17 protein-coding genes are annotated in these 18,959 nt (G+C 48.2%); 8 read left to right on the forward strand and 9 right to left on the reverse strand.

Going from position 1 to position 18,959, the window contains the following annotated elements; all coding sequences use genetic code 11:
* Window positions 1-17: 17 nt before the first annotated feature.
* Window positions 18-470: a DUF4399 domain-containing protein gene (locus tag CCE91_RS01030; protein ID WP_086433405.1), complete on the forward strand. Its 453-nt coding sequence runs from the start codon at window positions 18-20 to the stop codon at window positions 468-470.
* On the opposite strand, the gene dinB is transcribed toward CCE91_RS01030, so the two are convergent.
* A complete protein-coding gene (dinB, locus tag CCE91_RS01035) occupies window positions 467-1,525 on the reverse strand; it encodes a DNA polymerase IV (RefSeq protein ID WP_086433406.1) in 1,059 nt (352 codons plus the stop codon). The two genes, CCE91_RS01030 and dinB, sit on opposite strands and share 4 nt — an antisense overlap.
* Before the next feature lie 100 nt (window positions 1,526-1,625).
* Here dinB and CCE91_RS01040 point away from each other — a divergent pair, with 100 nt between their 5' ends.
* Together CCE91_RS01040 and CCE91_RS01045 are read left to right on the forward strand one after the other, a co-directional pair.
* Complete coding sequence (locus tag CCE91_RS01040) at window positions 1,626-2,051, forward strand: c-type cytochrome (RefSeq protein ID WP_086433407.1); 426 nt, start codon at window positions 1,626-1,628, stop codon at window positions 2,049-2,051.
* A gap of 251 nt (window positions 2,052-2,302) precedes the next feature.
* Window positions 2,303-4,885, forward strand: a complete 2,583-nt coding sequence (locus CCE91_RS01045) for a sensor domain-containing phosphodiesterase (RefSeq protein ID WP_086433408.1) — start codon at window positions 2,303-2,305, stop codon at window positions 4,883-4,885.
* On the opposite strand, the gene rep is transcribed toward CCE91_RS01045, so the two are convergent.
* Window positions 4,882-6,900 carry a DNA helicase Rep gene (rep, locus tag CCE91_RS01050; RefSeq protein ID WP_086433409.1) on the reverse strand — a complete coding sequence of 673 codons (2,019 nt, stop codon included), beginning with the start codon at window positions 6,898-6,900 and terminating at the stop codon, window positions 4,882-4,884. The genes CCE91_RS01045 and rep overlap by 4 nt on opposite strands.
* Before the next feature lie 110 nt (window positions 6,901-7,010).
* On the opposite strand from rep, the gene CCE91_RS01055 reads away from it, so the two are divergent.
* Window positions 7,011-7,262, forward strand: coding sequence for an accessory factor UbiK family protein (locus CCE91_RS01055; protein ID WP_086433410.1), 252 nt, complete (start codon window positions 7,011-7,013; stop codon window positions 7,260-7,262).
* A gap of 1 nt (window position 7,263) precedes the next feature.
* Here the strand turns inward: CCE91_RS01055 and CCE91_RS01060 are convergent, their stop codons facing one another.
* Window positions 7,264-7,944: a DNA repair protein RecN gene (locus CCE91_RS01060; protein ID WP_086433411.1), complete on the reverse strand. Its 681-nt coding sequence runs from the start codon at window positions 7,942-7,944 to the stop codon at window positions 7,264-7,266.
* Between the two features lie 129 nt (window positions 7,945-8,073).
* On the opposite strand from CCE91_RS01060, the gene CCE91_RS01065 reads away from it, so the two are divergent.
* Window positions 8,074-8,814, forward strand: a complete 741-nt coding sequence (locus CCE91_RS01065; protein WP_086433412.1) for a ferredoxin--NADP reductase — start codon at window positions 8,074-8,076, stop codon at window positions 8,812-8,814.
* 24 nt (window positions 8,815-8,838) lie between these two features.
* On the opposite strand, the gene CCE91_RS01070 is transcribed toward CCE91_RS01065, so the two are convergent.
* The 3 genes from CCE91_RS01070 to CCE91_RS01080 are packed head-to-tail and all read right to left on the reverse strand — an operon-like array spanning window position 8,839 to window position 13,586.
* Window positions 8,839-9,450, reverse strand: coding sequence for a TetR/AcrR family transcriptional regulator (locus CCE91_RS01070; protein WP_086433413.1), 612 nt, complete (start codon window positions 9,448-9,450; stop codon window positions 8,839-8,841).
* 15 nt (window positions 9,451-9,465) lie between these two features.
* On the reverse strand, window positions 9,466-12,519 hold the full coding sequence (locus CCE91_RS01075; protein ID WP_086433414.1) for an efflux RND transporter permease subunit: 3,054 nt from the start codon (window positions 12,517-12,519) through the stop codon (window positions 9,466-9,468).
* On the reverse strand, window positions 12,516-13,586 hold the full coding sequence (locus CCE91_RS01080) for an efflux RND transporter periplasmic adaptor subunit (protein ID WP_086433415.1): 1,071 nt from the start codon (window positions 13,584-13,586) through the stop codon (window positions 12,516-12,518). The genes CCE91_RS01075 and CCE91_RS01080 overlap by 4 nt, the downstream gene beginning before the upstream one ends.
* Before the next feature lie 91 nt (window positions 13,587-13,677).
* On the opposite strand from CCE91_RS01080, the gene CCE91_RS01085 reads away from it, so the two are divergent.
* On the forward strand, window positions 13,678-14,466 hold the full coding sequence (locus CCE91_RS01085; protein ID WP_086433416.1) for an HD domain-containing protein: 789 nt from the start codon (window positions 13,678-13,680) through the stop codon (window positions 14,464-14,466).
* Window positions 14,459-15,052 (forward strand): DJ-1/PfpI family protein, encoded by a 594-nt coding sequence (locus CCE91_RS01090; protein ID WP_086433417.1) that lies wholly within the window; start codon window positions 14,459-14,461, stop codon window positions 15,050-15,052. Before CCE91_RS01085 ends, CCE91_RS01090 begins: the two co-directional genes overlap by 8 nt.
* Here the strand turns inward: CCE91_RS01090 and CCE91_RS01095 are convergent, their stop codons facing one another.
* A complete protein-coding gene (locus tag CCE91_RS01095; protein ID WP_086433418.1) occupies window positions 15,053-15,883 on the reverse strand; it encodes an alpha/beta fold hydrolase in 831 nt (276 codons plus the stop codon).
* Window positions 15,884-15,888: 5 nt separating this feature from the next.
* Window positions 15,889-16,431: a sigma-70 family RNA polymerase sigma factor gene (locus CCE91_RS01100; protein ID WP_086433419.1), complete on the reverse strand. Its 543-nt coding sequence runs from the start codon at window positions 16,429-16,431 to the stop codon at window positions 15,889-15,891.
* 426 nt (window positions 16,432-16,857) lie between these two features.
* On the opposite strand from CCE91_RS01100, the gene CCE91_RS01105 reads away from it, so the two are divergent.
* Entirely contained in the window at window positions 16,858-17,259 is a 402-nt protein-coding gene (locus tag CCE91_RS01105) for a Rid family hydrolase (protein ID WP_086433420.1), read from the forward strand.
* Window positions 17,260-17,286: 27 nt separating this feature from the next.
* Here CCE91_RS01105 and CCE91_RS01110 read toward each other — a convergent pair whose 3' ends face one another.
* A complete protein-coding gene (locus CCE91_RS01110) occupies window positions 17,287-18,897 on the reverse strand; it encodes a methyl-accepting chemotaxis protein (protein ID WP_086433421.1) in 1,611 nt (536 codons plus the stop codon).
* Window positions 18,898-18,959: the final 62 nt, after the last annotated feature.

The following is an 18,959-nucleotide window of genomic DNA, read 5'->3' on the forward strand; positions in this document are numbered from 1 at the left end:
AATTAAAGGAAGCGAAGATGAAAAATTTAGGATTATTACTTACAGCAGGTTTGTCAGCAGGAATTTTAATGATGCCGCCTGCCGAAGCGCATGAGCATAAGTCGCATAGCGAGCGCACTGAAGCACCTGCCGACGCTGTTGCTTACATTATTTCACCGCAAAATGGTGAAAAAGTATCGACCAAATTCAAAGTGAAATTCGGCTTAACTGGCATGGGCGTAGCTCCGGCAGGTGTTAATGCACCACACACTGGCCACCACCACTTAATGGTAGATAAAACAGAATTGCCGGCACTGGATAAGCCTATGGGTGGCGACGTGATTCACTTTGGCGCCGGTCAAACGGAAACGGAACTGGAATTAGAGCCAGGTGAACACACCTTGCAAATCATTCTGGGCGACATGAATCATGTTCCACATGATCCGGTCGTGGTTTCTGAAGTTGTAACTATTACTGTGGTAGAAGACTAATCTAAATCAAGCTCCAGCTGGTGCTGCTCATTCGGTTCGGGCAGTGCCACGCTAATTCCTATCAGGCGCACGGCACGTTGCTGCCGACGCGCCCAGGCTTCATTCAACAGTTGATAAAACAGGCTCGGCGAGGTTACCGCCCGGGCCTTACTTACGGTGGTTTGGTTAAAGTCCTGAAACTTTATTTTTACCGTTTGTGTTTTTATTGGTGTGTCTTGCCAGCGTCTGCCACCTAAGCGGCGTTGCAATTTAGGTAATAAGAACCGCTCTAAGAATTGTTCTGCCTGTCGCACATGCTGGAAATCAATTTCCAGAGTTTCCTCAACCCCGACACTTTTACGCACCCGTTCAGTAATAACCTCGCGGTTATCAATGCCCGCGCAACGTTGATGTAGCAACCAGCCAGCCTTTTCGCCCAGTACTGCCTGCAAATCCGACATGGAAGCGGCTTGTACGTCGGCACCTTTATGAAAGCCAACACGCTGTAACCGGTCCAGACTCTTAGGGCCAACCCCCGGAATTTTTTTCAGGCTCAGGGCGCCTAAGTAGGCATATACCTGCTCCGGAGCTACCAGAAATTGCCCATCTGGTTTGCGCTCTTCGCTGGCTATTTTGGCCACCATTTTTTGATTCGAAATGCCGGCCGAACCCGAAATGCCGAGTTCCCGGATGCTTGCTCGTACCGCTTCCATGGTTAAAGTGGCGCTACCCTGAAACTGAGTGTTGTCGGTTAAATCTAAATAAAATTCGTCAATAGAGGCAGGTTCTACCCGATCGGTAACTTCATGTAGGCATTCCAGCACTTGCTTAGACAGCGAGCGGTAGTAGGCATGGTCGGGGGTAACAAAGTGCAGGTGCGGACACAAGCGCCGCGCCTGCGAGCCGGGCATGGCGCTGCGCACGCCAAATTGGCGGGCCAGATAGTTAGCGGTTGCGACTACGCCCCTAACACCACCGCCACCCACAGCAAAGGGGCGATTCTTTAAACTTGGATCGCGTAAGACTTCGGCGCTGGCAAAAAACGCATCGAGATCCAAAAGGGCGATTTTACGCATAGTTAATGAACTGTTTAACCTTTCGTTGAATATGGCTATAATCGCAACAACTCGCTGGGTCTGCAACCGGACCAGTAACTTGCAGGAGAACGACGTGAAGATGTTGAAAGTAGTGAAATCCCGCCGTGTAGTGGCTATGTTATTAGCTTTTGCAATGGGCACCGCCAGTGCAGCAATGATGCCGCAAGACATGTCTGACGAAGCCATTGCCGAGCGCATTAAAGCAATCGGTAAAGTAAAACTGGCGGGTGATGAAGAAAGCAGCCAGCAAGCATCATCAGATGGTCCGCGTTCGGGTCAGGCTGTTTATGACAAGTTTTGTATGGCTTGCCACACTTCGGGCGCTTTAGGTGCACCAAAAATTAATGTGGCAGCTGACTGGGAAGCACGTTTGGAACAGGGTATGGAAACTGTGTTTAACCACGCGTGGGACGGTTACAACGCTATGCCTCCGAAAGGCACCTGTAACGACTGTAGCGAAGAAGAAATTCAGGCTGCTATTGATTACATGATTGCGGATATTTAATTAACCCGTAATTTATAAAAATAAGATTAATTTTTAAAAACCGCCCGTTGGCGGTTTTTTTGTAGGAATTGATTAAAAAATGCGCTAAAACTAACAGTTCAAGTTTGTTTCGTATGCTTTTCATCCAGCGCAACTAGCGTTATACTCCAAAGGTTGGAGAAACTTTAAAGCCTCGTTGAATTTATAACAATTAGAATATAAGACGCTTGTGTCGAATCGACACTTAAAGGTAAAGGATTCACCAAGGGCACATGACAACCAAAACCAATCCGAATCATCACGATCTGGCGCGCAAGCAGAAAGTGATCGACCGACTGAAAAAACTGACCGTAAAATACCGTCAGGCTGAAGTCGTGCAAAAAGCGCTGTTCAGAATTTCTGAACTGGCAGCTTCGGTTCGTGATATGAGCCACTTTTACCCCTCGGTGCACGCCATTATTGGCGAACTCATGTCTTCCAAAAACTTCTATATCTGTTTGTATGACCAATCCGAAGGTATTGTTAAATTTGTTTATTTCGTTGATGAATATGACGAAATGGACATTTTCGACCAATTACCCGTGGCTGACTTAAGTCGTGGTTTAACGGGTTACATTCTGCGCACGGGTAAGCCTTTCTTGTGCACTACCGATGCCTTTGATGAACTGAAAGCGCGCGGTGAAGTAGAGTCTATGGGGGCAGCCCCAGTTGATTGGCTTGGTGTGCCGCTGACGTCAGGCCAAAATGTGCTGGGCGCTATGGTTGTGCAAAGTTATAACGAAGAAGTGCGTTACGATGAGTCTGATAAAGAGCTATTAACCTTCGTATCACAGCACGTGGTGAACGCGCTTGAGCGTTTGCAGCAGCGCGAAATGATGCAAAATGAAATTGCCCATCAAACCGCTGAGCTACGCCACGCGAATGAAAGCCTGATGAAAGAAATCTCAGTGCGCGAGCGTGCCGAGCGGCAAACAGCGGTGCTGTTTGCGATTTCAGAGCTCACCAATATTTCCGAAAACATGGATAGCTTTTACCAAAGTTTGCACAAAGAAATTGGTACGCTTATTCATGCAGAAAACTTCTTTCTTGGTTTACTGACCGATGATAAAAAACACCTGCAGTTCCCATATTACGCCGACCAGGCCGATAAAAAAGGTAGTCGCCGCCGTTTAGGCAGAGGTATGACCGAGTACGTTATTCGTACCAAGAGCCCATCCTTTATTGATCGTGCCAAATACCAAAAGCTGGTGAAGGCCGGCGAAATCGAACATGACTCTAAGTACGGCAAACCGCCGGCTCAGTGGCTGGGTTCGCCGCTCATGATGAACGACGAAGTGTTTGGCGTATTGGCGGTACAGAGCTACGAAGAAGAGTTTGTGTATCAGCAGGAAGATTTGGAACTATTGAACTTCGTCTCGCAACACGTAGCCGTTGCCATTGAGCGCAAGCGCAATGCTGAAGAAATTCAGCGGGTAAATGCCTTCTTGGAAAAGAAAGTGGCCGAGCGCACCGAAGAGCTGGTTGGCGAAATCGAGCGGCGTAAGAAAATTGAAGCCAAGCTTTATCATGATGCGCATCATGACACCCTTACCGGGTTGCCGAACCGCGCATTTTTCACCGAGCGACTGCAGCACGCGCTGAATCACAAGAAACGGCATCCGAAAGACAACTTCGCCGTGTTGTTTGTCGACTTAGACCGCTTTAAAAATATCAACGATACCCTGGGCCATTCCGCCGGCGACCGGTTCTTATTAGAAGTAAGCCGTCGTATTGGTGATTGTGTTCGTGAGAACGATACCGTTGCCCGTTTAGGTGGCGATGAGTTTGTTATCTTGCTGGACAGCATGTACTCCATTGAAGATGCCAAAGACGTAGCCGCGCGTATTATTGAAAAAATGCGTCAGCCCTTTAACTTTAGTGGCAGCGAGCATTACTCCGGCGCCAGTATTGGTATTGCGGAATGTAAATCCGAAACAGATTCAGCCGAGCGGTTGTTGCGCGATGCCGATGCAGCCATGTATCACGCCAAAGGGCTAGGTCGCGGTCGCTTTGTATTGTTCGAAGACAGTATTCACCAAGGCTTAGTGGCTTCTATTAACCAGGAAACCGCGTTGCGTCAGGCGCACCTGAACAAAGACTTCCGAGTTTACCATCAGCCGATTGTTGAGTTAGAAACCGGTGCAATTAAAGGCTTGGAAGCTTTACTGCGCTGGCAGCGTGGTAAAGAGCTGGTGAGTGCCGAGCAGTTTGTACAACAGGCAGAAAAATCGGGACTGATCATTAATTTAGATCGCTGGATGCTGCAGCAGTCATGTGAATTATTAAAAACCAGAGCTAAGCAAAAGGTTGAAACACCATACTTGCACGTGAATTTATCGGTGAGCCATCTGGTAAAAAGTGCTTACGTGCGCGAATTAATAAAAATTGTCGAAACGGCCGGCATAGAGCCATCACAGTTGGTGTTTGAGTTCACTGAAACTGAGCTTATTAGCCATGGTAAACGCACCTTGTCGAGCTTAAGAACGCTGTCGGAGTTCGGTATCAAGCTGGCATTAGATGATTTCGGTCGTGGCTCAGGTCCCTTGCAGGTGGTGTACACCTACCCGTTCGATTTCCTGAAACTAGACCAACAATTTGTGGCGCACTTAATTGATAGCGATAGAGCGCAGGCCATGGTGAGAAACGTGGTTGCCTTGTGCGCCGACTTGGGTATTTCAATTTATGCCGAAGGTATTGAAACCAAGCAACAGCAGGCGTTGCTGCTTGAACTTGGTGTCCGTTTTGGGCAGGGCGAGCACACTGGCCTGGCACGCCTGCTTAAATCTCCAACCGAAGTCTTATCTGATTGCGCTTAGCGCTTTTTCAAAGCATTCCTGAGCATAGCAATACCAACTGCATTTTTCTCATCCTGCTCTTCATCGCTCACAGGCTTTTTGGTGTCTTCCCATTCCACGTCGTCTTGCGGCAGTTCCCACAAAAACCGACTTGGCTCAGGCCGAATCACTTCACCATATTGGCGCCGTTCTTTGGCCATGGTAAATATTAATGAATGCTGAGCACGGGTAATGCCTACATAAGCCAGACGCCGCTCTTCGTCCACCATATTGTCGTCAACGCTGCTCTGGTGCGGCAGAATACCTTCTTCCATACCCACCATAAATACGTGCGGGAATTCCAGTCCTTTGGACGCATGTAGCGTCATCAGGTGCACCTGATCGCCTTGTTCGTCTTCTTCGTCGCGTGACAACATATCGCGCAGGGCGAGCTTGCTCACCGCTTCATCCAGCGTCAGGGGCTGGTGCTCGGGATCACCTTTGAGCATTTCGGTAATCCAGCGATACAGTTCATTCACGTTCTTGTAACGCATTTCAGCGGCTTTAGTACTGGCGCTGGTTTCAAACAACCAGTCTTCGTAGTGAATATGTTGCAGCAGGCGTGAAATAGCCTGCGCTGCATACTCACGGTTGTCGCAATCGCGCGCGGTGGAGGTAATAAGCTGCACAAACTCTTGCACCGCTTGCATGGCACGCGTACCCAGTTGGGTTGTTAAACCACTATGCTGAGCGGCTTCCAGCAAACTAATATGCTGCTCGTTGGCCAGCAGGCCAATCCGTTCAAGTGTTTGCGGGCCTATGCCTCGTTTGGGAATATTTACCACCCGAATGAACGCCGTGTCGTCATTCGGATTCACCAACAATCGCAAATACGCCATGATGTCTTTGATTTCTGCGCGCGCAAAAAATGACTGGCCGCCGGTCATGCGATAAGGAATACGGTTACTGAGCAGTGCTTTTTCAAATACCCGCGCCTGATGGTTGCCGCGATACAAAATGGCAAACTGGTGATAGGGGGTTCGGGCCAGAAATCGTTGCCGTACTATTTCGGCAACCACACGTTCGGCTTCATGCTCTTCGTTACGGCCATAGATAACCTTCAGGGGTACACCGTACTCCATTTCCGAGAATAGCTTCTTCTCGAAAACGTGCGGGTTGTTGTCGATTAAAATATTGGCGGCTTTCAGAATGCGCCGGTGCGATCGGTAGTTCTGCTCCAGCTTAATCACTTTAAGTTGCGGGAAGTCATTTTGTAGCAGCGCCAGGTTTTTGGGCTGGGCACCGCGCCAGGAATAAATCGACTGGTCATCGTCACCCACCACGGTAAAACGCGCGCGCTCACCAACTAAGTACCGAACTAACTGATACTGGCTGGTGTTGGTATCCTGATACTCGTCTACCAGTAAATACCGGAACTTCTTCTGCCAACGCTCGCGAACTGTTGGATTGTCGCGCATCAGCAGAGTAGGTAATAAAATTAAGTCGTCAAAGTCGAGTGCGTTGCAGGCACGTAGATTTTGCTGGTAACGGCGGTAGCACTCGGCAAACAGTTTTTCGTCTGGCAATTGAGCTTGTGCGGCGGCTTGCTCAGGGCTCAGCATGGCATTTTTCCAGTTGCTAATTTGGCTGCTAAGCAGCTTTAGCATGGTTTTATCGCCATCCAGCTCGTCTTCGGTCAGTGCTTTTAATAAGGCGAAAGTGTCTTGATCATCAAACAGTGAAAAGCCTGGCTTCATTCCAAGCGTTGCCACTTCACGCCGAATAATATTCAAGCCCAGGGTATGAAAGGTGGAAACCGTTAAGCCGCGGCTTTCTTTGCGGCCCATGGTTTGTTTTACCCGTTCCTTCATTTCACGCGCGGCTTTGTTCGTAAAAGTTACCGCTGCTATATGGCGTGGTGAGTAATCACAACGCTGAATCAAGTAGGCTATTTTTTCCGTAATAACACGCGTTTTCCCACTCCCAGCACCGGCAAGCACGAGCAAAGGGCCGCTAATGTAGTGCACGGCTTCCTGTTGGCTGGAATTTAATAGCATAACGGTGCGGTAGCATCCTTTGATGATTCGGGAAAAGGCAATAGCAGGCGATTTTAACCGAAACTCCTGCTAAGCTAAATGGTATTCAACTGAGTAACGAGGTAACACCTGTGGACGCAAAGAAAATTGAAGATATCGCCCGTCAAATTAACGATAGCATTCCAGCAGGTATGAAAGACTTTGCCGGCAATATGGAAAGTCGCATTAAACAGATTTTGCAGCAACAACTGAGTAAGCTGGATGTAGTAACTCGCGAAGAACTCGATTTACAACAGCAAATGCTACTGCGTTTACGTCAGCGCGTTGAAGCCTTAGAGGCACAACTGGCAGCCCAAAACGACACGAACAAAAGCAGCGATTAAGTTATTTGCGGCGCTTGCAATGCGCCCAGTCTTGTGGCGGATAGTCGGGCTGCTCGGTGCTATTAAAGCGCTCGGTAGCCGCAGCTAATTGCTGTCTATACTCAGCAAAGTCGAGTTCGCCCTGCACTAAATGCCCCAGGTCACGCTGCACGTAGTAGGCTATTTCACCCACTTCATACAATACCGACTCTTTGTCTTCCCTAACTAATGCAGTTGCGTTGGCATCAAGTTTCGCCATGCAGCATTCCTGCAGTCGGTTATTTAGCTCGCGAACCACTGAGCGCGGAGAACCCATGTTGCCACTACTGTACTGACGCAACGGTTCCAACTTCTGAAAAGTTTCAGCGGCAATGGCGGTGGTTTGCTCGAGCAGTTGTAAAGATTCTTCCGCCAGTTGGTAGTTCAGAACCGTAAGGCGTTTACGGCTTTGTTGTGCGGCTTCTTCGGACAGAAACAGATCATCACTAACCAAAGTTCGCCAGCGTTCATTTAACAGCCGCAGGGTGCGAGTATCGTCAGGTGTTGCGGCGTACTCTGTTAAGTTTTGGGAAAAATCACAAACTTTAGCCAGTGAAACCGGTTCAACTTTAATTGGCGCCCGGCTTTGTTCCGGTGAGCATGCTACCAGGCCGCTAGACAAGAATAATAGCGCAATACCTGCGTAGCTGTTGTAAGCTTTCATGAGATTTTTCCGTAACGTAAATTTTTATCTGGCCGTGGGTTGACGGCACCGCAAGAGGCCGCCAGCATACCATAAAGGCGTCTTTTCGAATATCCAATATCTTAAAATGGTCCCGTGGAGGTAGCATTCGTGGCACAGTGGTTAGATGCAGAAGTAGTAGAGAATTATGCTTGGAATCAGGAATTATTCAGCGTTCGGGTGCGAACCACGCCGTTTGAATTTGTGGCCGGGCAATTTGTTCGGTTGGGAATTACCACCGAAGATGGGCGTGTACAACGAGCTTATTCACTGGTGAATGGTCCTGATGCCGAGGTGCTGGATTTTCTGGTTACGCGAGTGGAAGGCGGCAAGCTGTCACCACTACTGCATCACCTTCAACCGGGTCAAACTGTGCAGGTTAGTCAGCCGCCAAGTGGATTCTTTACCTTGAATGAAGTTCCGGATGGCGACAGCTTATGGTTACTGTCGTCGGGTACAGGCATAGGACCGTATTTATCGATGCTGGCAACCGACATTCCGTGGCAACGATTTAAACGAATTCATTTAGTGCATGCGGTACGCCATACGTCAGATCTGGCATATCGGGCGCAGTTAGAAGCCTGGGAGCAAAGTCATGCGAAGCAGTTCAACTATGTGCCGGTAGTATCAAGAGAAGACTGCGAAGGCGCGCTTCGCGGCCGTATTCCTGCCTTAATTGAAAGCGGCGAACTGGAGGCTGCAGTTGGTGATCAGTTAACTAGCGACGCGCAGGTTATGATTTGCGGAAATCCAGACATGATTAAAGACGCAAAAGTGATTCTGGATGCGAAAGGCTTACCGAAGAACTTACGCCGGAAACCAGGTAACGTTACCGTTGAGCAATACTGGTAAGGGAATCCTTTACCAGAGCCGGCGTTAGCTGGTTTCCGTTTGGCTATAAACGCCTAACGAGAATGGGCGAATAACTTTTAGAATTTCGGCCTGACGAAGTGCCGGCTCGGCAGGTAAATCTATCTTATCGTCAATAATTAGCGTTGCCAGCCCATGCACCAGTGACCAGGCACCTTGGGTGGTTGCATGGTGATTTAGCTGGTGTGGGTTGGTCTGTTGCAGAGCTTCACCTACGGCGTGCTGAATAGGTTCAAAGCTCAGCCGGCCAGCAGTTTCTCGTTCAGTCGACGCAGTCATTTGCGATAGCTCGTTACCAAACATCAAACGAAATAGCTGCCGGTGTTCCAGTGCGTAGTTAATGTATCCCAATGCAATACGCTCGGCCTTTAACTCTGCTGAGCTACTGCGCAACGACTCATCAATATATTTACGTAATTGAATGAAACCCTCTGTGGCCAGAGCTTCTAACAACGCATCCTTGTTATTGAAATGATTGTAAGGCGCCGTAGCGCTAACGCCGGCAGCTTTCGCTAGGGCACGCAGGGTCAGACCTTTCATGCCCTCATTCACGAGGATTTTCTCGGCTTCAATTAATAACGCTTCTTTCAAATTGCCGTGATGATAAGGACTTTTCAATGTTACGCCAGCCTCTTAGGAAGATTGGGATTGTTGGTTGCCTGCCAAAAGTATAAACAGACAGGGCACCAGGTAAAAGGACAGTAATACTGAAAGTAACACACCTCCGGCTACGGCCACAGCAAATGGTGGCCAAAATGCTCCACCGCCTAAAATTAACGGCAGAAAACCAAAGAAGGTGGTAAGCGTGGTGGAGGTAATATGTTTAGACGAATGCATTACTTCCTGTACCACGTTGTGAACCTGCAAACGCTGATTGGCCGCGGCTGCTTGTAGTGATGTCAGAATGATAATAGCTGCGTTAATGGAAACACCAATGGCCCCTATAAGACCAATAATGGCCTGTATTCCAAACGGGTAGCGCAGAACAATCAAGCTTAGCAGGCTTAAGCCCACCGACAGTAAACACACCAACAGCGCAATAGCCGACACCCGAAAGCTGTTAAACGTCATGACAATAGTTATCACGGTTAAAGAAACAACCAGGCCTAGCACTGCTACCAGATTGCGAAGTGTTTCAGCGCGTTCACCCGCGTCACCCCCAAAGCTAATTTCGTAACCCGCCGGCACCGCCAGTGGATTCAACTCCAGTGACTTCTGAACCTGTTGAAACACCACATCGGGTAATACCTGAGTATCAATAAATGCCTGCACAATATTCACTCGTTCGCTGTTTAATCGGGTGATGTCACCGTCAGCAGGGGTTACCGTTACCGACGCTATGGCTTCCAGCGGGACTGTGCCAGCAGCGGGTGTTTGTATGGGTAAGCTAAGTATATTGATAATAGATTCGCGATTTCTGACATTGGACTTAAGCCAAACCGGCACTTGTACGGTATCTTCCAGAATGAAGCCGGCCGGGGCGCCAATAGTTGCCAAACGAACTTGCTCCGACACTTCGGCGGGCGTTAGTTGTAATGCTCGTACCGAAGCGGCATCAATATCTAACTGGTAGCTGGGGGCGCCTGCAGTTAATGAGGCTCGAGTGGAGGTGACTGATTCGATGCCTGCCAACCGCAGGCGCAGTTCGTCACCCAGTCGCTGCAATATGTGCAAGTCGGTGCCGGTAACGCGAATTTCAACAGGCGCATCAACCGGTGGGCCCTGGTTCAGTTTACGAACCAGCAGCTGGGCAGCAGGGAAGCGGGTTGCCAATTCGGGTTGTAAACGTTTCACTAGCTGCCCAGTGGCCTCAGCATCTTCAGTTTGTACATAAATATGCGCGTAGCTAGGGGTGTTGTCCTTCCCACTACGAATATTGTAGTAAAACGCCGGAAAGCTCTCGCCAACAATATGACTGACAGCCTTTACACCCTCGGTTTGGTTTAAGTATTCCAGTATCGGCTGCAACTGTTCCGTGGTCGCCGTAAGTGAGGACAATTCACTAAACTGTACTTCAATATGAAATTGATCGCGGTCTACGCCCGGGAAAAACTGCGCCGTTAAAGTGGGGAATAGCGCGAAACCTGCAATAGGTAACAGTAGCGCCAGCGGTATGGATTTGCGTTTGTGAGAGTACGCCCACACCAGCGAGTTGCGGAATTTCAATGCAATGGTTTGTTGCCATTGCCATTCGCGTTGTGGTGTTGGAAAGCGTGTTAGCACCTGACCTGCAATAGCCGGGGTTACGATGAGTGATAACAGCAGTGATGCAACCAGCATTACTATGACTGAAATGGCAATAGAACCAACGAAGTCGCCGGAAGGTCCGGGCAACATCACCATTGGCATAAAGGCTAAAATAGTTGTAATAGTTGAGGCCGAAAGCGGTATCCACAAGCGGGCAACGGCCTTTTGAATGGATTCCTGTACAGTCAATTGGCTCAGGTTTTTCTTAATCTCGTCGGTCATCACAATAGCGCTATCAACCAACAAGCCCAGTGACACAATAAGCCCGGTAATGGACATTTGATGAATCGTCATGTCGATAAAGCGGAACACAATCATGCTTAACAGGGTTGCCAGCGGAATAATACTGGCAACAATAAGCGCTACCCGCATTCCCATAGTGACAATCAAAATGGCAATAACCAGCACAATACCTATAGCCAGATTAGCCAGTAGGTCATTAATTTTTGTAGTGGTGTAGTCGTTTTGATTAAAAATAGTTTCCAGTTCGATATTGTCTGGTAATTGCCTGGTGAACCGTTCAAGACTGCTGTTGATAGCGCCTGACCAAACATGAACCTGTTTGTCAGATTGCATGCGAGCGCCCACTAAAATAGTGCGCTGTTGGTTATGATAAGCCGCACGGGACAACGGCTCGCGAAGCCCTTTTTCTACGCTGGCAACATCGCCCAGTAATAGCGTTTGGCCGCTGGTTGCAGCAGCAATGGTGGTATTCATAACGTCGTTAACCGACTGAAACTGATTACCGGGTTGCAACAGTAGGTCGGAGCCAGCAGATTCCACTTTACCGGCACTTTGCTTAATATCATGTTGTGCCAGTATGCCAACAAGATCAGTCAGCGTTAGGTTGGCTTGCTGCAACTTTTGCAAATCAACGGCAACGCGAATGCGTTCTTCATTCATCCCAAAAATACGAACCAGCTTAGTGTTAGGAACCAGTCGCAATTGATCCTGAAGGCTCAGGGCGTAGCGTTGAGCCAGCGCAATATCTTGCGAGCGGCTAGGCGTAATACTAACAATGCTGGTGTAAGCGCCAGCTCGGTCACTATCAAACACCGGGGCTGATGCACTGGCGGGTAAGGCAGGCTGTGCCTGAGCAATGGCATCACGAACTTCTGACCAGATGCTCTCAATAGTGTCGGCGGGAACAAAGGAAGAAAGCTCAATTTGAATTACCGAAATATTCTGGCGCGAGGTTGAGTTAATTTCATGAATTTCGTCAATTTCACGTAACTCAGTTTCAATACGCTCAGTAACCAGGGCCTCTACCTGAGAAGCCGTTGCACCGGGAAAGCTGGTAACAATAGTGGCAAACAAGTTGGTAATGGTTGGATCTTCCTGACGGCCAACCGAACTGAGCGAGGTATAACCAACCACCGCAAGCATCACAATCAACAGAGCCAGGTAGCGCCACTGCCGATAGAACATCAGGGCGATCATGGGTGTAGGCCTACAGCCGTTATGTGCTGGCCGGGTACTACTTTATTTAAACCTGCCTCAATGATGACAATCTCACGGGGCAGGTCACCTTGGATATAGGCTTGCTCGTGTTCCATATGTAGTACTTTTACAGCGTACGGATGAATGCGTTGCTGTTCGTCCAGCAAATAAATGACCCAGCGACCTTTATCTTCAGAAGTCAGCGCTGTGGAAGGTATCCAGTAGCCAGCTTCTTCCAGCCGATTGGTGACCGTTGCCCGAACTAGCTGGCCGGGGTAAACCGGGGCAGGTTCAAGCTGAAAGAGTAAGTCGATAGTGCGGCTGTGCTGCGCTTGCTGAATGTCGCGACCCATTAAGCGGCCGGTAAGCTTAAGGCCATCCGCATCAAGTTTTACCGGCTGCTTGAACTCAAAGCGCTGGTACAGCTGACTGGGTAAACCTATTCGAGCGCGTAAATCCTGCGGATCAACAAGCTGAAATACCGTCTGCCCACTGGCAACAAACTCATTGTTATTGGTAATACGTTTGGTAATAACGCCGGAAAAAGGCGCGTACAGTTTCTTTTTTGCAATTTCCAGCTGTAACTGTGACTGCTCGGCTTCCAGTTGGCTTACTGCATCTAATGCTGCCTGATAGCGGTAATTGGCATTATCAAATTCTTGCTCCGATACACGGCTATTAGCATATAGGCTGGCTACTCGTTGGTAGCTACGCTGGGCGAGTTCCGTTTCAGATTTTTGCTGGCGCAGCGCTGCGTCAATGCCAGCTTTGCGCTCAGCTAGCACGCTCACGTCTTGCTCAGCTAATAACTGCCCTCGCTCTACCCGGGCAAAGTCATCCACATGCAGCTGCGTGACTTTACCGGCAAACTCAAAGCTAAGGTTGGCTTCACGACTAGCTTCGATAACACCTGTGTATTGGGCACTAATGTTTACGAATTCTTGCTGTTGATAACTACCAACCGGCATTGCAACAGATTGCAGGTTGTTCGAGTTGTCCGTGCTATAGGCAGTGCTGGTTAGGCTGCTCAGTACCAGCAGCCAAATAAATCGATGTAATGTATTCATGGGTTTTTCCTCGCCTAACCCGAAAATATATTTACAGTGTAAACTTAACGGTGTAAATTTAGCAAATAAAAAGTTTATTGAGGGAACAATAATGGCGAAACCTTACCTTGGCTCTTTTGATTGGGGCGAGCACTCGAATGGCATTTTGAGCGGTTCGGACAAGCTGAAGGTGCTGCAGTTGTTGGTAAAATCTCAGCTTGGGCAAGCTTTTAGCCGGCTAGGGCAAAAGCTGGGATTAGATAAGCAAAATCTTGCCCGGTTAAACTTCGATGCGATTAAGGCGCCGGATACTAGCTTCTGCAAAGCCGCGCATATGGAAGCGCTAACTATTTACTCGCCGGAACTTATGTTTCACTGTATTCGAACTTACTTATTTGCCTGTTTATTCGGCCAGTACCATAACCAACAGCCGGATTTTGAACTACTGTATACAGGATGCTTACTTCACGATGTTGGTTTAACCAGTAGCAATCAGTGTCAGTGCACAAGTACGGGCTTCCAGGTTGTTGGGGCGCGCTATGCCTATGACTTTGCCGAACGCCATTCTCAACTGGCTTCACGCCGCGTTCCGCTTTATGAAAGTATCAGCTATCACCTGAATCCTTTTGTGCCTTTTACTGACCAAACTGTGGAAGCCGCCTTGCTGCAACGTGGAGCTATGCTCGATGTGATTGGCCTGAATCATCACCAGTTGGGTAAGCAAGTTATTCAGCGGGTTAATAAATTCGCGCCGCGCGACGGTTTTACTGAGGCCATTGTTGGTTCAATGCAAAATATTGAACATGCAGTAGGCTCGCACGCGCATTTTTTGGCTAAGCTGGGTTTTGAAAAGCTCGCATCGACAAACAAAATTGACACTATGGTGGAAACCTATGAATAAGCCGCTCAGGGATCGCACGGTTAGTATTCTGATTTACGATGGTGCTGAAGTACTTGATTTTTCCGGGCCATTTGAGGTTTTCGCGGTTACCGGCCAATTGTCACCCGAAACCAAACTGCGGGTAAACTTGGTAGCCGAAGATAAGCGTATTTACGATGCCGTAAATGGTTTCAAGGTTGTTCCTGACTATGTGTTATCAGAGCTTGAAAAAACCGATGTTCTGGTTATTCCGGGCGGTGCAGGCTCTAAGTTAGCCATGAATCATCAAGGGCTTTTGCGAGATTTAACTCGTCTTGCCGAACATGCATCTACGGTACTTTCAATTTGTACCGGCGCTCGCTTATTAGCAAAAATGAAATTGCTCGATGGCCTTGAAGTAGTTACTCATCATGAGGCTTATGAAAGTCTTGCTGAGTTAGCGCCAAAGGCTAAGCTTAATCGCGAAGCCCGCTTTGTAGATACTGGCAAAATCATTACCACAGGCGGTATTTCGGCAGGCATTGATGGCGCATTTCACGTGGTGGAGCGCTTTTTTGGTAAGAAAGTAGCAGACAAGACAGCGGCGTATATGGAGTATCAACGCTAACTAATTAGCGAAAAAGCGGCGTAACTTCTGCACCAGCTCGGCGGGCTTTTCTTCTATAACCAAATGGCCCGCATTGGCAATATAGGAAACTCGGGCATTTGGTAACGCGCCCGCTAATTCTTGCGCGTATGAAACCGGTAACCAACTGTCTTGCTCAGCCCAAATAATCAAGGTTTCGGTAGCTAGATTACAAAATTTATCTTCTAGTTCAGCCGTATAAGTTTCACTTGATTGCTTAATCTGGCGGTAAAAGGCGGGTTGTCCCAGTTCCGTTGACCAGTATGACAGCGTGTGGTCAATAACGTCAGCGCTGATTTCAGTAAATGCTGCAGTTTCAATGTAGGCCCTGACCAGACCTTTATGAATGGCCGCTGGTAATTGTTGAAACACGTCTTCATGTGCCGCCACTAACCTGTAGAAATCAGAACCCCAGGGGCGAATAGCCACGGGATCAATGAGCGCTATTTTTCGAAACTCTTGTTGGTTCAATAAAGCTGTTCGCAACGCCGTAGTACCACCGAAGTCGTGTCCGATAATAAATGGGCTCTGAAGCTTCCAATGCTGAATAAGAGCGGTGAGTAATTCGTTTTGAATACCGAGCGAGCAATCCTGGTCGCTTTGATCCGATTGGCCAAAGCCAAGTAAGTCAAAATAATATACGCGGTAGTGCTGCGCCATGGCGCGAATAATAAAGCGCAAGTTATACGAAGACCAGGGTGTTCCATGAACCACTATGAGTGGCTCACCAGCGCCTATCGAGTCCCATTTCACCAGCCGGTTTTGGAAATAGAAGCTTTGCTTTAACGGCCATTGTTGTTTGTTGGTTGCCATGTTTATTAGTGCGCGTTGCAGCCAGCGGACTGACAGGCAACCGGCGTTCCTGCTGCATTAAAGGTAAGTGGACAACAACTAAAAATAGCGTCTTTAAGCAGCTTTCGCCCGCGCTGGACCCGCGATTTTGTGGCCGGCAAACTAAGTTGTAAGTGCTCAGCTACATCCTTTTGTTTTTGGCGTTCTAAATCACTCAAAATAACCGCATCACGATAAATATCCGGTAAGTTGTGTGCTAAGGAAGCCAGGCACTGGCTGATATTGCCTTCGCGCTCAAGCGGCTCGTCGAAGGCCTGATCATGAATAACTTCATCAAAGGTTTCAAATCGGGATTGATACCTATAGCTGTCATTCAGCTTATTGCTGGCAATAGTAAACAACCAGGATTTGAACTTACCTAAATCCTTTAAGGTGTCTCGCGCCTCGTATGCTTTTACCAGAGTGTCTTGCAGAATTTCCTGAGCCAGATCTGCGTTTTTAGTTTTAGCAATTAAGTAGGCTAGCAGCGCCTGACTGTGATCTTGCCAGAGTTTCTCTTCAATTCTCATACCGTTACTCCTGATAAGGCGCCGGGCCTAAATAGCCCGGCGTCTAATCGTTACTGACAACCGCAGCCGCCAGTTTTTGATTTCGCTGGTTGGCTACCGCAGCACTGAGCTTTTTCAGTGGGCGCACAACAGCTCTCTTGTTTAGCTGGGGTGCAACAACCTGACACCGGTGTTTGCGGTGATTGTTGATCAGCGCTTGATGGGCTTTTATCTGGTGCGTGTGACATGGTGCATTCCTCTTGTTAGGTGGCTTTCACGTTCCTGAGCAAGACCAAAAAGACGCAAAAAAGATGCAAGCTTGGTTTCATCATACGACTACAAAATCTTACTTCTATACACAGATGCGTCTTTTCCTGAGGTACAGCGTCAGTTAGAAAACGACTAAAAAAGATACAACCATTCTATGACCTGATCAGGAGAAATGCGATGAAACATCCCTTCAGTCAGCAGCTTTTTCCATCCAGCAGTTCGTTCTTGTATTACATAGAGGAGGGCAGTCTTGGCTTTATCTCAGGGGTTATTGCGCAGCATCCGGATACCGGAGAACTAATCTCTGGTGACTTCTCAGAGCAGGTTGAACAAACTTTTCATAACCTAAATGCCTTGCTAGCTGAGCTCGGTTTGTCGAGCCAGGACATTTCACGTACCTGTATTCAGCTGTGCGGCTATTCTCACTTGGAAGAACTCAATCAGCTTTATTCAAACTACTTTAAAGTTCCACGCGCCACGGTGCTGGTTTCTTCATTACCGCTGAGTGCGAAGATTCAATTAGACGCTGTGGTTCGTCTGAACTCCGAGCAACAATCGCAACTTCAATTCGCAAAGTGAAGCTCGCAAGCAAAGGGGGGTGTGAGCTTACTCTTTGAACTTTGAAGATACCGAGGAAAGTGTTTGAGAAAGGTTATTCAGTTCGCCAGAAATTGACTCAACATCTTTCAATAAATCCTGCGCCTGACTAAACGACGACGTCATTTTTTCCGTATTACTTACTATCATGGCCGCAACGCTTGATTGCTGGCGGGTTGCCGCGGCAATTTGCGTGTTCAGAGTATTAATTTCATCAATCTCAAGGTTAATACTGGTAATAGAACCACCCGCATCGGTGGTCAGTTGAGCGCTTTCGCTGGCAGTTTGTATAGCATCCCCAACAATGCTCACGGTGCTGTCGATGTTCTTGACCAACTCATTTAACACGTTGCGTATGTTGGAAACCGAACTCGCCGTTTTTGATGACAAATGGCGAACTTCTTCCGCTACCACCGCGAAGCCTTTGCCATGCTGACCTGCACGAGCTGCTTCAATAGCCGCATTTAAGGCCAGCAGGTTGGTTTGGTCGGCAATGTCATTAATATTTTTCAGAATGTCGGTGACCTGACCGGTTTGCTCTGACAGCTTATGAATAACTTGTCCGGCGGTTTCCATTTGTTCAGTTAGTGAGCGTGAATGAGAAACCGACTTGTTCGCTTTGGCTAAGCCGGTGCCGGCAACAGATTTCGCGTTCTCAGCGCGGTCAGAAGCCTCGTGTGCGGATTCACTAATTTCGGTCACCGAACTTTGCATTTCCAGCATGGCTTTAGCCACTTGCTGCACTTCTTCCGCCTGATGGTCTGTCATCTGATTCAATGAGTCCATCCCCTGACGAAGGTTCTGTGCGCTATCTCTTAGCGGTTCTATCAGCTGAGTAATATCTCCGAAAGAGTTTTGCAACAGGCTGATAAAAGCATTGAATTCTTCCGCAACGCGGCCAAGTTCATCGTTACTGTTAATGGTTAAGCGTACCGACAGCGACCCGGTGCCGGTGGCAAGTTCATGCAGGGAGCGGACCAACGAGTTTGCCACCGCAACAATAGAACGACCGATAAAATGGCCGGTTACAGCGATTAGTAACACCAAGACCACACCAATAGTTGTGGTGGCCGTTAAGGCACTTTGCATATTCTCGGTTATTTCGTTTAGCTCCTGCTCAAAGGCGGCATGCGCATGCTGGTCAAAGTCGTCGAAGGCTTGGGTCAACTGATTAAAAAGCTCGGTTTTGTGCTCTATGTTTTTACCAACGGTGTTGAAGTCAACGGTGCCATCAACAAATGAAGATGCAATTCGGGAGGACAGCTGGGTATAGGTTTCCAGCACCTGATTGGACTTAGTGAGCTGACTATAACTGGGGTCAATTTGAGTAACCTGCTGAATTAATTTGGCCAGATAACTGCTGCGTTCTTTGGCATTATTCAGCAAATCCGGGTCGGATAAGGTCACTGCTTGAGTAAAAAACTCGTCAACTGATTTGAATTCAACTTTGATTTGAGAAGCCAACATAGAAACGTCGTACATCTGGTCTTTCACCAGCGCCAGTCCGGTGTTGCTTTTCATGGTGAAAACGATGGATGAGCCTACCACGCAAGCAAAAGCTACGGCGGCCATAGCAATGATAAGCCAAATTTTTTGTAAAATGGATAAGTGGTTTAACACTCGCAACGCCTCACAAACCAAACTTTAAGATTTCGAAGTTAAGTGTTTGAAAGGTCTAAATA

Source organism: Pseudidiomarina planktonica (assembly GCF_900177775.1).
Classification (GTDB): Bacteria; Pseudomonadota; Gammaproteobacteria; order Enterobacterales; family Alteromonadaceae; genus Pseudidiomarina; species Pseudidiomarina planktonica.